The following is a 14,477-nucleotide window of genomic DNA, read 5'->3' as shown; positions in this document are numbered from 1 at the left end:
TCGTCAGCCTAACCGGGGCTGACAACTGCTCACATGCCGTCGATCAACCGCTGGACCCGCTCGTCGTGGGAGCGGAAGGGGTCCTTGCACAAGACGGTGCGCTGGGCCTGGTCGTTGAGCTTGAGGTGCACCCAGTCGACCGTGAAGTCGCGCCGGCGTTCCTGCGCCCGGGCGATGAAGTCGCCGCGCAGCCGGGCCCGGGTGGTCTGCGGTGGCACCGACTTGGCCGTGAAGACGTCGAGGTCGCGGGTGACTCGCGCCACGGCTCCCTTGCGCTCGAGCATGTAGTAGAGACCGCGATCGCGGTGAATGTCGTGGTAGGCCAGATCGAGCTGCGCGATGCGCGGGTCGGCCCAGCTCATGCCGTTCTTGGTGCGGTATCGGTCGAGCAGCTTGTACTTGATGACCCAGTCGATCTCCCGCTCGACGAGCGACAGGTCCTCGGACTCGATCGCCTTGAGCGTGCGCTCCCACAGGTCGAGGGCCCGCGTGATGGTGGGTGTGTGCAGACCGTGCCGGTCGACGAACTCGGCGGCCTTGCCGAAGTACTCGGCCTGGATCTCCAGGGCCGACAGCTCGCGACCGTTGGCCAGCTGCACCTTGCGGCGGCCGGTCATGTCGTTGGAGATCTCGCGGATGGCGCGAATCGGGTTGTCCAGGGTCATGTCGCGCATGGAGACACCGGCCTCGATCATCCGCAGCACGATGTCGGTGGAGGCGACCTTGAGCAGCGTGGTGGTCTCGCTCATGTTGGAGTCGCCGACGATGACGTGCAGGCGGCGGAAGCGTTCGGCGTCGGCGTGCGGTTCGTCGCGGGTGTTGATGATGGGGCGGGAGCGTGTCGTGGCGCTGGAGACGCCCTCCCAGATGTGTTCAGCACGCTGGCTGACCGAGAAGATCGTGCCGCGGGGTGTCTGCTGGATCTTGCCGGCGCCGCAGATGATCTGCCGCGACACCAGGAAGGGGATCAGCACATCGGCCAGCCGGCTGAAGTCCCCGCTGCGGCCGACCAGATAGTTCTCGTGGCACCCGTAGGAGTTGCCGGCCGAGTCGGTGTTGTTCTTGAACAGGTAGATGTCGCCCTCGACGCCGTCGTCGGCCAGCCGCTGCTGGGCGTCGACCATCAGCGCCTCGAGGATGCGTTCCCCCGCGCGATCGTGCGTGACGAGGTCGACCACGTCATCGCACTCGGCCGTGGCGTACTCGGGATGGCTGCCGACGTCGAGGTACAGGCGCGAGCCGTTGCGCAGGAACACGTTGCTGCTGCGCCCCCACGACACGACCCGGCGGAACAGGTAGCGCGCCACCTCATCCGGCGACAGTCGGCGCTGTCCCTTGAACGAACAGGTGACGCCGTACTCGTTCTCGATGCCGAAGATCCGCCGGTCCATGAGCGTCAGCCTAGTGCGGGCTTCTCAAAAGGTGGGGGCGGTTGCGGCGGCGCCTCAGGTGGCGGTCGCGAGCGAAGCCTCGACGCTGGCGTCAGAGATGCGCGTGAACTTGCGCGGCTGCGAGCGGGTGCGCGTCAGGACGCCGACCTCGAGGGAGGCCGCGGCCAGCGTGCGTGGCTGCTCGCTGTCGTGTCCGAGGGCTGCTGCGGCGACGGCGATGACCGCGTCGAGGCCGAGGCCGGGCTCGTAGTGCTCGGTGAGGTAGGACTCGACCGTCTCGCTCTGACCGCCCATGACGCCGAAGCCCTGGATGTCGGCGACCTGCCCGTCGTAGGTGAGGCGATAGATCTGGTCGTTCTCCGCGGTGTCTGCGACCTCGCCGACGAAGATCTCGACCTCGTACGGCTTCTCCCCCGCGGCGCTGAAGATCGCGCCGAGCGTCTGGGCGTAGGCATTGGCCAGGGCACGGGCCGTGACGTCGCGGCGGTCGTAGGCGTAGCCGCGCATGTCAGCCAGGCGCACGCCAGCGATGCGCAGGTTCTCGAACTCGTTGTAGCGGCCCACGGCGGCGAAGCCGATGCGGTCGTAGATCTCGCTGACCTTGTGCAGTGCCTGGGAGGGGTTCTCGGCCACGAAGGCGATGCCGTCGGCGTACTGCAGCACGATCACGCTGCGACCGCGCGAGATGCCCTTGCGGGCGAAGTCCGCCCGGTCCTTCATGAGCTGCTCGGGCGAGACGTAGAACTGCTGGGTCATGAGTGGGTCCTTCAGTTCAGGGGCGCGGGCGGGCCGTCGGGGCGCTGCATGCGCGATCCGATGACGTCGTCGGCGATCGAGCCGACCTCTGCGTCGTCGAGGCGGCGGTAGCCGTCGGCGGTGACGGAGTAGATGATCGGGAAGATGCGGCGGGTCAGGTCGGGGCCGCCGGTGGCCGAGTCGTCGTCAGCGGCGTCGTACAGCGCCTGCACGGCTGCGGTCACGCAGTCGCCCTCGGTCAGTCCGGGCGAGTACAGCTTCTTGAGCGCACCACGAGCGAAGGTCGAACCGGAACCGACGGCGCAGAAGTTGGTTTCTTCGTAGCGTCCGCCCGTGACGTCGTAGGAGAAGATGCGGCCGCGCACGATGTCGCGATCGAATCCGGCGAACAGCGGCACGACGGCCAGTCCCTGCATGGCCAGACCGAGATTGCCACGGATGAGCGCAGCGAGCCGGTTGGCCTTGCCGTCCATCGACAAGACGGTGCCCTCGATCTTCTCGTAGTGCTCGAGCTCGACCTGGAACAGCCGCACCAGCTCGATGGCGAGGCCGGCAGTGCCCGCAATGCCGGCGACCGAGAACTCATCGGCCGGGAACACCTTCTGCATGTCGCGCTGGGCGATCAGGTTGCCCATGGTGGCGCGGCGGTCGCCCGCCATCACCACACCGCCGTCGAAGGTGGCGGCCACGATGGTCGTGCCGTGCGGCGCGATGTCCGGCGATCCGCCGGCCAGCTTCTGGGCCGCGCCCGGCATCAGGTCGGGGCTCTGACTGGCCAGGTAGTCGGCGAACGAGGACTGTCCCGACAGCCGGGTGCCCTCGGGCAGCGAGCCGTTCACTGGCCGCCCTTCTGCACGAAGCTACGCACGAACTCCTCGGCGTTCTCCTCCAGGACGCCGTCGATCTCGTCGAGGATCGAGTCGACGTCGTCATCCAGCTTGGCCTTGGACTGCGGGTCGACCTCGGTGGCCTCGACCTGCTCCTCGGACTCGCCGGACTTGCGTGGACTCTTGCGCTGCTGCTCGGACATGCACCAATCGTACGCGGTGATGGCCTACGCGGTGATTGCTCGAAACAACTCTGTGGCGGACGCGCTGGACTCGAACAGGTGGCTGACCATCTCTGCAGTTCCGCGCAGCGGCTCCATCGTGGGAATCCGCTGCAGCGAGTCATGTCCGGGCAGGTCGAAGATCACCGAGTCCCAGGAGGCGGCCGCCACGTCGGGAGCGAATCGGGTCAGGCACATGCCCCGGAAGTACGCGCGCGTGTCGTGCGGAGGTTCGGTGACGGCGGCCCGCACCACGTCGTCGGTCAGCAACCGCTTCATCCGGCCGGTGCGCACGAGCTGGTGGAACAGGCCCTTGTGCGTGCGGATGTCGTGATACTGCAGGTCGACCAGGTGCAGCTTGGCGTGGTCCCAGTCGAGGTTGTCGCGCTCGCGGTAGCGCTCGAGCAGAGCGAGCTTGGCCACCCAGTCCAGCTCGTCGACGCACAGCATGGGGTCCCGGCCGAGCCGGGTGAGGGTCGACTCCCACAGCTCGAGGACCTGATCGGTCTCCGGATCGGAGCCCTCGCGGTCGACGAACTCGCGGGCGGCTGTCAGGTACTGCCACTGCAGATCCAACGCCGTGACCTGGGTCCCGTCGTCGAGCTCGACGACCTGCGTGAGGGTGGGGTCGTAGCTGATCGCGTGCAGGGCCTCGATGGGTCTGGCCAGCGAGCGTCCGCGGGGCAGGAAGCCCGCCTCGATCATCGCCAGCACCAACGACGTGGTGCCGTGCTTGAGCAGGATCGCGGTCTCGGAGCAGTTGGCGTCGCCGATGATGACGTGCAGGCGCCGATACTTCTTGGGATCGGCGTGCGGTTCGTCGCGGGTGTTGATGATGGGGCGCTTGAGCGTCGTCTCGAGGCCCACGTTGACCTCGAAGTAGTCGGCGCGCTGGCTGATCTGGAAGGCGTGCACGCTGCCGTCCTGGCGCTGCCCGACCCGACCAGCGCCGGTGAAGACCTGGCGTGACACGAAGAACGGGATCAGGTGCTCCACGACCTGCTCGAACGGCACGGCCCGGTCCATCAGGTAGTTCTCGTGCGATCCGTACGAGGCGCCCTTGTTGTCGATGTTGTTCTTGTACAGCACGATCGGCTGGGCTCCCGGCATCTGACCGGCCAGCTCGGCGCCCGAGCGCATGACCTCCTCGCCGGCCTTCTCCCAGCGCACCACGTCCATCGGAGTGGTGACCTCGGGGCTGGAGAACTCCGGATGCGCGTGATCGACGTAGAGCCGCGCACCGTTGGTGAGGATGATGTTGGCCAGGCCGAGGTCCTCGTCGGTCAGCTGCGAGGGATCGGCGACCTCACGACTCAGGTCGAAGCCACGCGCATCCCGCAGCGGGCTCTCCTCCTCGAAGTCCCACCGAGCACGACGGGTGAGGCCGTGGGCCGCAGCGTAGGAGTTGACCACGTGGGTCGAGGTCACCATCGGGTTGGCGTTGGGCTGGCCCTGCACGGTGATCCCGTACTCGACCTCGCTGCCCTGCACGCGGTGAACGGTCATGGGGTGAGCCTACGGACTCCGGCAGCACGTCACGAAGTGGTCGTCTGATGGTCGCCGACACGTCGTGCAGGCGTTGCCCGGCGGTGCAATTGCGCGACCAGTCTGAGGGTCATGAAGGTTGCGATCTGTTCTGAGTCCTTCCTCCCCCAGACCAACGGCGTGGTGCACTCGGTGCTCCGCGTGCTCGACCACCTCGCGGCTCGCGGCGACCAGGCGATCGTCCTGGCACCCGACGCACCGGGCGTGCCCGACGAGGTCGCAGGAGCCCGGGTCATCACGATGCCCGCGTGGTCGTTCCCGGGGTACCGGGACGTCCGTGTGGCCACCGGCCGAGTCTCCCCCGTGGCGGAGGCTCTGCGTGACTTCTCACCCGACGTCGTCCACCTCGCCTCTCCGTTCTCGCTGGGCTGGAGAGCGACGCTGGCCGCACAGGCGCTCGACGTGCCGACGGTCGCGGTGTTCCAGACCGACGTGCCCGCGTACGCCGCGCGCTACGGCATCCGCGGCGCCGAGAACCTGCTGTGGAAGCGCGTGCGCGACATCCACAACCGCTCCACCCTGACGCTGGCACCGTCGACCGCGACGATGGCCGAGCTGGACCAGCGCGGCGTCGAGCGCGTGCGGCTGTGGCGTCGCGGGGTCGACCTCGAGCGCTTCACGCCCACGCGCCGGGACGACGCCTGGCGCGCGACGATCGCCCCCAACGGCGAGCGACTGGTCGGCTACGTCGGCCGACTGGCACCGGAGAAGCAGGTCGCCGACCTGGCGCGACTCGCGGGCGTGCCCGGCATCCGCCTGGTCGTGGCGGGCGACGGGCCCGAACGGGGGCGCCTCGAAAAGCTGCTACCCGGGGCTCACTTCACCGGCATGCTGCACGGCGACGAGCTGGCCAGCACCATCGCCGGGCTCGACGTCCTGGTCAGCACGAGCGAGACCGAGACCTTCTGCCAGGTCGTGCAGGAGTCCTTGGCGTCCGGTGTCCCCGTCGTGGCCGCAGGCGTCGGCGGCCCCATCGACCTGGTCGAGCAGAGCCGCACCGGTTGGCTGTACGCGGCCGGCGACCTGGACCAGATGGCCGACCGGGTGCGCGACCTCGTCGGCGACGAGTCCAAGCGAGCCGCCTTCGGCCGGGCGGCTCGGGAGTCCGTGCAAGGCCGTTCGTGGCGCTCGCTGTGCTCTGAGCTGGTCGGCCACTACGCGGCGGCGATCGAGGAGCACTCCCCCACCGGACCCGATGACCTGACTCGTCGACACTGGAGCACGCGGAGGATGGTGCGACGGTAGCCGCTCGCAGCTACAGGACCTTGCCCAGGTGGGTACTCCCCTGGCCCGCGTAGTAGCCGAACGCCTCGACCTCGACGTAGCCCGAGGAGCGGTACAGCTCGATCGCCTCTGGTTGTGCCGGACCGGTCTCCAGCACCAACCGCTGCACACCCGCGTCGAGTGCGGTCCGCTCCAGGTGAGCCAGCAGCTCACGCGCCAGGCCCCGGCGCTGGAACCGAGGCCGCACGAACATGCGCTTGATCTCGGCATCAGCCCGCCCGGGCAGCTCGGAGTGTCGCCGCCATCCACCCATGGCAGCCAGGTCGCCGTCCACGTAGACCAGCACGAACAGCCCGGATGGGGCGTCGAACTCGTTGGGATCGATCGGAGCGACATCGCCCGGTCCGCCATAACGCCGGCGGTACTCCGCCTGCACCTCATCGATCAGCAGCAGCGCGTCCGGATGGTCCAGACGCGCCGCTCGGAGCTCGCTCAGAGGGCTGGCCCGCTCACAAGTACTGACCTGTGTTGGAAGCCGTGTCGATCGAGCGGCCAGGCTCGTTTCCGCCCTTGCCGGAGATGAGGGTGCGGATGAACACGATGCGTTCACCCTTCTTGCCCGAGATCCGAGCCCAGTCGTCGGGGTTGGTCGTGTTGGGCAGGTCCTCGTTCTCCTTGAACTCATCGAGGCAGGCCTGCAGCATGTGCTGCACGCTGATGCCGCGCTGGCCGGTCTCGAGCAGGTCCTTGATGGCCATCTTCTTGGCGCGGTCGACGATGTTCTGGATCATCGCACCGGAGTTGAAGTCCTTGAAGTACAAGATCTCCTTGTCGCCGTTGGCATAGGTGACCTCGAGGAACTGGTTGTCCTCGGACTCGGTGTACATCCGCTCGACCGTCCGCTGGATCATGCCGTCGACGGTGGCCTGCGAGTCGCCACCCCATTCGGCGAGATCGTCGGGGTGCATCGGCAGGTTGGCGGTCAGGTACTTGCTGAAGATGTCGGTGGCCGATTCGGCGTCGGGCCGCTCGATCTTGATCTTCACGTCCAGACGGCCCGGCCGCAGGATCGCGGGGTCGATCATGTCCTCGCGGTTGGACGCACCGATCACCAGGACGTTCTCCAGGCCCTCGACGCCGTCGATCTCGCTGAGCAGCTGCGGGACGATGGTGTTCTCCACGTCCGAGGACACCCCAGAACCACGCGTGCGGAACAGCGAGTCCATCTCGTCGAAGAACACGATGACCGGCGTGCCCTCGTTGGCCTTCTCACGAGCGCGCTGGAACACGAGGCGGATGTGACGTTCGGTCTCGCCGACGTACTTGTTGAGCAGCTCGGGGCCCTTGATGTTCAGGAAGTACGAGCGCCCCTCCTCGCCGGTCTTCTCCGAGACCTTCTTGGCCAGCGAGGCTGCGACCGCCTTGGCGATCATGGTCTTGCCGCAGCCGGGCGGGCCGTACAGCAGGACCCCCTTGGGCGGCTTGAGCTCGTGCTCGATGAAGACGTCGGGATGCAGGTAGGGCAGCTCGACGGCGTCGCGGATCGACTCGATCTGACCGCGCAGGCCACCGATGGACTCGTAGTCGATGTCGGGGACCTCCTCGAGGACCAGCTCCTCGACCTCGGACTTGGGCACTCGTTCGTAGACATAGCCCGATCGACCGTCGAGCAGGAGCGAGTCGCCGGGCCGGATCGTCAGACCGATCAGCGGCTCGGCCAGGCGCACGACCCGCTCCTCGTCCGCATTGCCCATGACGAGAGCGCGTTCGCCGTCGGCGAGGATCTCCTTGAGGCTGACGACCTCGCCGGTCTTCTCGAACTCCAGGGCCGCGACCACGTTCATGGCCTCGTTGAGGATGACCTCCTGGCCACGCACCAGATCGTCGCGCTCGACGGCCGGGCTGACGGTCACCCGCAGCTTGCGACCGCCGGTGAACACGTCAGCGGAGTCGTCGTCGTTCAGGTGCAGGAACGTCCCGAAGCCCGTGGGCGGCTGAGCCAGTCGATCAACCTCTTCCTTCAGGCCGACGATCTGGTCACGAGCCTCACGCAACGTCCCGGTCAGTCGTTCGTTCTGGGCCGATGTGGCAGCGAGGCGAGACTCCAGGTCTCGCACGTAGGTGTCCTGCTGGGGACCTCGGTCGTTTCTGTCGCTCATGGCCACCTCCTGAAGGTGAAACCGAGCCTACCGGTCAGACGAGCCAAAGGGGCGTGGGCCGCTGTAGTCAGGTCCGTACGCGCCGGGCGCCGGGCGCCGGGTCCGCTCCAGGGTGCGCTCCCCCGGCGCCATGCGTCGAGCCGTCACGAGGAACGCGGTGTGACCGTTCATCCGATGGTCGGGACGCACCGACAGGCCTTCGAGGTGCCAGTCGCGGCTCAACGTCTCCCACGCCACCGGCTCGGTGAAGCCGCCGTCCTCGCGCAGCGTCTCGACGAAGCGCGAGAGCTGTGTGGTGGTGGCGACGTAGGCGCAGATGATTCCGCCGGGCACCAGACGATCGACGGCCAGCGGGATGCAGGACCACGGATCGACCATGTCCAGCAGCAGTCGGTCGATCTCCGTCTCGGTGATGACCTCGCGGACGTCGCCGACGGTCAACGACCACGTGTCGGGCGCGTCGCCCAGCATCAACTCGACGTTGCGGCGGGCCGTGTCGGCGAACTCCTCGCGCATCTCGTACGAGCCCAGGTATCCGTCTGGTCCCAGGGCGCGCAGCAGATAGCTGCTCAGAGCACCCGAACCGGCGCCGGCCTCGACGACACGTAGCCCGGGAGCGATGTCGGCCCACACCAGGATCTGGCCGGTGTCCTTGGGGTAGATGATCGCCGCACCGCGTGGCATCGACACCACCGACTCGAACAGCAGGGGCCGAAACACCTGGTACTGACCGCCCATCGAGGACTCGATCACGATGCCCTCGGGGCGACCGATGATGTCGTCGTGGCGGATCTGACCCTTCTTGGTCGAGAACTCGCGACCCGGTTCGAGCGGGAAGTTGTGCTTGCGCCCCTTGGCGTCCGTCAGCCGGACCCAGTCGCCGGTGGTCAGATCACTCATGTGGTTCTCCTGAATGCTGTGTCGACGGCGGTGAGCGACAGGACGCCGGCCACCGTTCCGTCGGTCTCGGTGAGTACGTAGTGGTCGGCCGGTCGGGCCGAGATGGCGCGCAGCAGCGCCTCGCCGCGCAGGTCGGCAGACAGCTCGAGGGCGCCCGCAGGGACTGGTGTCACGGTGTCGGCGAGCTCGCGAGCCACCAGCCCGTCGAGCCGTTCGCGTGATGCCAACCGCTGCAGCGCCTGCGTGGATCCCGTCCACAGGAATCCTGCGACGAGGATCGCGACGACCAGGTCGAGCAGGTATCCGTCCTCGCGTGCCACCAGGAGGCCCGCCACGACCGCCAGCACGGCGACGGCCGCGATCCGCCCGATCCAGGCGGCGACGCGGATGCCGACGAGCTCGCGTCCTGTGACGCCCCAGATGAGGGCCCGCAGGACCCGTCCGCCGTCGAGTGGGAGGCCCGGGATCAGGTTGAAGGCGGCGACCAGGAGGTTGACCAGCCCCATCGCCGTCAGGAGCGCGCCCACGGTCCCGGAGAAGAGGTCATCGACGGCGAGGCACGCGCCACCGATCGCCGCGGAGGCGAGCGGCCCGACGCCGGCCACCCACAGCTCCTGCAGCGGAGTCCTGCTCTCCCCCTCGATGAGGGTCTCGCCACCGAGCAGGTGCAGGGTCACCGACTGCACGGTCATGCCGTATCCGCGGGCGGCCACCACGTGCGCGAGCTCGTGCACCAGCACCGAGGCGTACAGGCCGACGACGAAGGCGACGGCCAGGACGTAGGGATTGGTCGACGTCCGATCGTCGAACCGGGTCGCGAAGACCACCACGAGCACGACACCCATGATCAGCAGGGACGGCTTGATCAGCAGGTCGGCACCTGCCACACGCCCCACGCGCCACGCTCGATTCACACGCCCCAAGGTACCGAGCCGGCCGCGAACAGCGCGTGGGGCGTCAACCCCTGCAGGCTCGGTAGGCTGACCCGCCTCGATGCCGGCGGGACAGGCACCATGTGTGGCACGACCACGACCGTGCAGCCGGCCGCATTGGCCGAGGCCGCGCCGGTGGCCGAGTCCTCGACGGCCAGACAGTCGGCGGCGTCCACCCCGAGCAGCTCGGCCGCACGCAGGTAGGGCTCCGGGTGCGGCTTGCCGTGGGTCACCTCATCACCGGTGACCACGGCCTGGAACGGCAGGTGCGCCACGACCGGAGCGGCGATCGCGCGGTACGACATCGTGACCAGCGCCTGCGGCACGGTCTGATCGGCGAGCCCGTCGATCAGCTCGCGGGCTCCCGGGCGCCACGGAATGTCGTGGTCGAGTGCTGCCACGACGCGCGCGACGAGATAGTCCACGACCTGCACCGCGGTCAGGTCGAGCCCCAGCCGAGTGCGGATGTACTCCCCACTGTCCAGCAGCGCGTTGCCCACCAGTTGCAGGGCGTCTTCCTCGGTCCACGTGGTGCCGTGGTCGGCTGCCAGCTCGTGCTCGGCAGCGATCCAGATCGGTTCAGTGTCGACGATCGTGCCGTCGAGATCCCACAGGACGGCCGCGAAGTCAGTCACACCGACCACCGTAATACCCGCGTCACGGGCGCGAGGTGGCACAATGGGGGTTCCGTTCGGGATCCCCCGTAGGCCCAGGCGAGCCCGCCGCCGGCCGGTGATCCCCAGCGTTCCGCCCGACAGCCGTCAGAAGGAATGCTCTATGCCCTCCGTGGATTCGATCAACCACCGTCCCGATGCCACCCAGGCCCTCGCCGAGGCCATGGCCCACCGCATCCTCGTGCTCGACGGTGCCATGGGAACCGCCATCCAGCGCGATCGACCCGACGAGGCCGGCTACCGCGGCGAGCGGTTCGCCGACTGGCCCAGCGACGTGCAGGGCAACAACGACCTGCTCTCGATCACCCAGCCGGAGATCATCGCGGACATCCACCGCGAGTATCTCGAGGCCGGCGCCGACCTGATCGAGACCAACACCTTCAACGCCACCACCATGTCGCTGAGCGACTACGGCATGGAGGAGCTCGCCTACGAGCTGAACTACGAGTCCGCGCGACTGGCCCGCACCGCCGCCGACGAGTTCACCGAGCAGGACCCCACCAAGCCGCGCTACGTGGTCGGCGCGATCGGCCCGACCAGCCGCACCGCCTCGATCTCGCCGGACGTCAACGACCCCAGCGTCCGCAACGTCACCTTCGACGAGCTCGTCACGGCCTACCTCCAGCAGGCCACCGGCCTGGTCGACGGCGGCTCCGACCTGCTGATGATCGAGACGATCTTCGACACCCTGAACGCCAAGGCGGCGATCTTCGCCCTCGAGACGCTGTTCGAGCAGCAGGGTCGTCGTTGGCCGGTCATCATCTCCGGCACCATCACCGACGCCTCCGGTCGCACGTTGTCCGGTCAGACCACGGAAGCGTTCTGGTACTCGATCCGTCACGTCAAGCCGCTCATGGTCGGCCTGAACTGCGCGTTGGGGGCCAAGGAGATGCGCCCCTACCTCGCCGAGATGAGCCGCGTCGCGGACACCTACGTCAGCTGCTATCCGAATGCCGGCCTGCCGAACGCGTTCGGTGAGTACGACGAGGCGCCTGAGGAGACGGCCGCGATCGTCGCGGAGTTCGCGGACGCCGGTTTCGTCAACATGGTGGGTGGCTGCTGCGGTACGACGCCCGCTCACATCGCCGAGATCGCTCGCGGGGTCGAGGGCAAGGGGCCACGCACCCCCGTCGAGGCGACCCCCGCCCTGCGCCTGTCCGGACTCGAACCGTTCTCCGTCGTCGAGGACTCGCTGTACGTCAACGTCGGCGAGCGCACCAACATCACCGGATCGGCGCGCTTCCGCAACCTGATCAAGGACTCGGACTACCCCACCGCACTGAACGTGGCTCGTCAGCAGGTCGAGAACGGCGCGCAGGTCATCGACATCAACATGGACGAAGGCATGATCGACGGCATCGACGCGATGAACCGGTTCACCCGGTTGGTCGCCACCGAGCCGGACATCTGCCGGGTGCCGACGATGATCGACTCCTCGAAGTGGGAAGTGATCGAGACCGGCCTGAAGAACGTGCAGGGCAAGAGCATCGTCAACTCGATCTCCATGAAGGAGGGCGAGGAGAAGTTCATCGCGCAGGCCGAGCTGTGCCGCAAGCACGGCGCCGCCGCCGTCGTCATGGCCTTCGACGAGGACGGACAGGCCGATAACCTCGAGCGCCGCAAGGAGATCTGCGAACGCGCCTACCGCATCCTGGTGGACCAGGTCGGCTTCCCGGCCGAGGACATCATCTTCGATCCCAACGTCTTCGCCGTCGCGACCGGAATCGAGGAGCACGCCAACTACGGCGTCGACTTCATCGAGGCGACCCGGTGGATCAAGCAGAATCTGCCGGGAGCCCTGATCTCCGGCGGCGTCTCCAACGTGTCGTTCTCGTTCCGCGGCAACAACCCAGTGCGCGAGGCCATCCACGCGGTCTTCCTGTACCACGCGATCGCTGCTGGCATGGACATGGGAATCGTCAACGCCGGCGCGCTGGTGCCGTACGACGACGTCGATCCCGAGCTGCGCGAACGCATCGAGGACGTCATCCTCAATCGTCGCCCCGACAGCACCGAGCGATTGCTCGAGATCGCCAACGACTTCGCCGGTGACGGGAAGCCCAAGGAGATCGCGACCGAGGAGTGGCGTGCCCTCCCGGTCACCGAGCGGATCACGCACGCCCTGGTCAAGGGCATCGACGAGTTCGCCGAGTCCGACACCGAGGAGCTCCGCGCCGAGATCGCCGAGCGGGGCGGTCGCCCCATCGAGGTCATCGAGGGACCCTTGATGGACGGCATGAACGTCGTCGGCGACCTGTTCGGCGAGGGCAAGATGTTCCTGCCGCAGGTGGTCAAGTCCGCGCGCGTCATGAAAAAGGCCGTCGCCTATCTCCTGCCGTTCATCGAGGCGGAGAAGAAGCCCGGCGATGCCGAACGCAGCAAGGGCAAGGTCATCATGGCCACCGTCAAGGGCGACGTCCACGACATCGGCAAGAACATCGTGGGCGTGGTGCTGCAGTGCAACAACTACGACGTCGTCGACCTCGGCGTCATGGTGGCACCGCAGAAGATTCTCGACGCCGCGCGGGAGGAGAACGCCGACGTCATCGGCCTCTCGGGTCTGATCACTCCCTCGCTGGACGAGATGGTCACGCTCGCGGTCGAGATGGAACGTCAGGGATTCGACATTCCGTTGTTGATCGGCGGCGCGACGACGTCGCGCGCCCACACCGCTGTCAAGGTCGACCAGCAGTATCACGGCCCCGTCGTGTGGGTGAAGGATGCCTCGCGGTCGGTGCCGACCGTCGCGGCACTGCTGGACGATAAACGTCGCGAGGACCTGATGACCGACATCGCGTCCGAGTACGAATCGCTGCGCGAACGTCACGCCTCGCGGCAGGACACCCGCAAGCTGCTGACCATCGAGGATGCTCGCGCCAAGGCCACCCCCCTGTCGTGGGAGGGCTACACCCCGCCGGTCCCGACGACGCTGGGTGTCACGGTCCTGAACGACTACCCCTTGGAAGAGTTGCGCGAGTACATCGACTGGCAGCCGTTCTTCAACGCGTGGGAGATGAAGGGCCGGTATCCCGACATCCTCAACAACCCCGCGACGGGCGAGACGGCCCGCAAGCTGTTCGAGGACGGTCAGGCGATGCTCGATGAGATGATCGAGCACCAGTGGGTCCGGGCCAATGGCGTGTTCGGGTTGTTCCCGGCCAACCAGATCGACCGCGATGACATCGAGGTCTACACCGACGAGTCACGCTCCGAGGTCCTGACGACCCTGCGCACGCTGCGCCAGCAGACCGAAGGACGCGAGGGCACCCACCGCAGGGCGCTGGCCGACTTCGTGGCGCCGACCTCGACCGGCCTGCCCGACTACGTGGGTGCCTTCGCGGTCACGACTGGGCTGGGTGTCACCGATCGGATCATGGAGTACAAGAAGGATCTGGACGACTACAGCGCCATCTTGATCGAATCACTGGCCGACCGACTGGCGGAGGCCTTCGCCGAGCGACTGCACCAGCGCATCCGGACCGAGTTCTGGGCCCACTCCCCCGATGAGACGTGGTCGAACGCGGACCTCATCAAGGAGAAGTACACCGGCATCCGTCCGGCGCCCGGCTACCCGGCGTGCCCAGAGCACACCGAGAAGCAGACCATCTGGGAGCTGCTCGACGTGGAGAACAACACGGGGATCGAGCTGACCGAGTCCATGGCCATGTGGCCCGGTGCTGCGGTCAGCGGCTTCTACTTCTCTCACCCCGACTCGCAGTACTTCGTGCTCGGGCGGATCGCCCGCGACCAGGTGCACGACTACGCCGATCGCAAGGGGTGGTCCGTCGCCGAGGCGGAGCGCTGGTTGTCCCCCAACCTCTCGTACAGTCCCGACAACGAATGAGGAT

Annotated in this window: 12 protein-coding genes; 2 read left to right on the top strand and 10 right to left on the bottom strand. The window is 67.5% G+C overall.

All coding sequences use genetic code 11. The features are described 5' to 3' along the window. Nucleotides 1-29: 29 nt before the first annotated feature. Genes pafA through dop form a run of 5 tightly spaced genes read right to left on the bottom strand, consistent with a single transcriptional unit; the run spans nucleotide 30 to nucleotide 4,701 of the window. The gene (gene pafA, locus ACHAA3_RS15275; RefSeq protein WP_435709903.1) at nucleotides 30-1,391 is read right to left on the bottom strand and encodes a Pup--protein ligase; all 1,362 of its coding nucleotides are present in this window, start codon (nucleotides 1,389-1,391) and stop codon (nucleotides 30-32) included. A 54-nt stretch (nucleotides 1,392-1,445) separates the two neighbouring features. Continuing rightward, complete coding sequence (prcA, locus tag ACHAA3_RS15270; protein WP_435709902.1) at nucleotides 1,446-2,147, bottom strand: proteasome subunit alpha; 702 nt, start codon at nucleotides 2,145-2,147, stop codon at nucleotides 1,446-1,448. A gap of 11 nt (nucleotides 2,148-2,158) precedes the next feature. After that, nucleotides 2,159-2,986: a proteasome subunit beta gene (prcB, locus tag ACHAA3_RS15265; RefSeq protein ID WP_435709901.1), complete on the bottom strand. Its 828-nt coding sequence runs from the start codon at nucleotides 2,984-2,986 to the stop codon at nucleotides 2,159-2,161. Then, nucleotides 2,983-3,177, bottom strand: coding sequence for a ubiquitin-like protein Pup (locus ACHAA3_RS15260; protein WP_435709900.1), 195 nt, complete (start codon nucleotides 3,175-3,177; stop codon nucleotides 2,983-2,985). The genes prcB and ACHAA3_RS15260 overlap by 4 nt, the downstream gene beginning before the upstream one ends. A gap of 24 nt (nucleotides 3,178-3,201) precedes the next feature. After that, on the bottom strand, nucleotides 3,202-4,701 hold the full coding sequence (gene dop, locus ACHAA3_RS15255; protein WP_435709899.1) for a depupylase/deamidase Dop: 1,500 nt from the start codon (nucleotides 4,699-4,701) through the stop codon (nucleotides 3,202-3,204). Nucleotides 4,702-4,812: 111 nt separating this feature from the next. On the opposite strand from dop, the gene ACHAA3_RS15250 reads away from it, so the two are divergent. Continuing rightward, a complete protein-coding gene (locus tag ACHAA3_RS15250) occupies nucleotides 4,813-5,985 on the top strand; it encodes a glycosyltransferase family 4 protein (RefSeq protein ID WP_435709898.1) in 1,173 nt (390 codons plus the stop codon). Between the two features lie 10 nt (nucleotides 5,986-5,995). Here ACHAA3_RS15250 and ACHAA3_RS15245 read toward each other — a convergent pair whose 3' ends face one another. The 5 genes from ACHAA3_RS15245 to ACHAA3_RS15225 form a co-directional block, all read right to left on the bottom strand. After that, nucleotides 5,996-6,400: a GNAT family N-acetyltransferase gene (locus ACHAA3_RS15245; protein ID WP_435709897.1), complete on the bottom strand. Its 405-nt coding sequence runs from the start codon at nucleotides 6,398-6,400 to the stop codon at nucleotides 5,996-5,998. 73 nt (nucleotides 6,401-6,473) lie between these two features. Beyond that, nucleotides 6,474-8,123 carry a proteasome ATPase gene (gene arc, locus ACHAA3_RS15240; RefSeq protein WP_435709896.1) on the bottom strand — a complete coding sequence of 550 codons (1,650 nt, stop codon included), beginning with the start codon at nucleotides 8,121-8,123 and terminating at the stop codon, nucleotides 6,474-6,476. A gap of 27 nt (nucleotides 8,124-8,150) precedes the next feature. Beyond that, nucleotides 8,151-9,023: a tRNA (adenine-N1)-methyltransferase gene (locus ACHAA3_RS15235; RefSeq protein WP_435709895.1), complete on the bottom strand. Its 873-nt coding sequence runs from the start codon at nucleotides 9,021-9,023 to the stop codon at nucleotides 8,151-8,153. Further along, nucleotides 9,020-9,937 carry a site-2 protease family protein gene (locus tag ACHAA3_RS15230; protein ID WP_435709894.1) on the bottom strand — a complete coding sequence of 306 codons (918 nt, stop codon included), beginning with the start codon at nucleotides 9,935-9,937 and terminating at the stop codon, nucleotides 9,020-9,022. Before ACHAA3_RS15230 ends, ACHAA3_RS15235 begins: the two co-directional genes overlap by 4 nt. Beyond that, nucleotides 9,934-10,590, bottom strand: coding sequence for an HAD family hydrolase (locus ACHAA3_RS15225; RefSeq protein WP_435709893.1), 657 nt, complete (start codon nucleotides 10,588-10,590; stop codon nucleotides 9,934-9,936). Before ACHAA3_RS15225 ends, ACHAA3_RS15230 begins: the two co-directional genes overlap by 4 nt. Before the next feature lie 142 nt (nucleotides 10,591-10,732). Here ACHAA3_RS15225 and metH point away from each other — a divergent pair, with 142 nt between their 5' ends. Continuing rightward, nucleotides 10,733-14,473 carry a methionine synthase gene (gene metH, locus ACHAA3_RS15220; RefSeq protein WP_435709892.1) on the top strand — a complete coding sequence of 1,247 codons (3,741 nt, stop codon included), beginning with the start codon at nucleotides 10,733-10,735 and terminating at the stop codon, nucleotides 14,471-14,473. Nucleotides 14,474-14,477: the final 4 nt, after the last annotated feature.

Source organism: Aeromicrobium sp. CF3.5 (genome assembly GCF_051262695.1).
Taxonomy (GTDB): domain Bacteria; phylum Actinomycetota; class Actinomycetes; order Propionibacteriales; family Nocardioidaceae; genus Aeromicrobium.
This window is presented reverse-complemented; position numbering and strand designations above follow the sequence as displayed.

What these genes read in the sequence shown, in the direction of transcription:
- pafA (WP_435709903.1), bottom strand. Translation starts at nt 1,391, where the DNA reads ATGGACCGGCGGATCTTCGGCATCGAGAACGAGTACGGCGTCACCTGT.
- prcA (WP_435709902.1), bottom strand. Translation starts at nt 2,147, where the DNA reads ATGACCCAGCAGTTCTACGTCTCGCCCGAGCAGCTCATGAAGGACCGG.
- ACHAA3_RS15260 (WP_435709900.1), bottom strand. Translation starts at nt 3,177, where the DNA reads ATGTCCGAGCAGCAGCGCAAGAGTCCACGCAAGTCCGGCGAGTCCGAG.
- dop (WP_435709899.1), bottom strand. Translation starts at nt 4,701, where the DNA reads ATGACCGTTCACCGCGTGCAGGGCAGCGAGGTCGAGTACGGGATCACC.
- ACHAA3_RS15250 (WP_435709898.1), top strand. Translation starts at nt 4,813, where the DNA reads ATGAAGGTTGCGATCTGTTCTGAGTCCTTCCTCCCCCAGACCAACGGC.
- arc (WP_435709896.1), bottom strand. Translation starts at nt 8,123, where the DNA reads ATGAGCGACAGAAACGACCGAGGTCCCCAGCAGGACACCTACGTGCGA.
- ACHAA3_RS15235 (WP_435709895.1), bottom strand. Translation starts at nt 9,023, where the DNA reads ATGAGTGATCTGACCACCGGCGACTGGGTCCGGCTGACGGACGCCAAG.
- metH (WP_435709892.1), top strand. Translation starts at nt 10,733, where the DNA reads ATGCCCTCCGTGGATTCGATCAACCACCGTCCCGATGCCACCCAGGCC.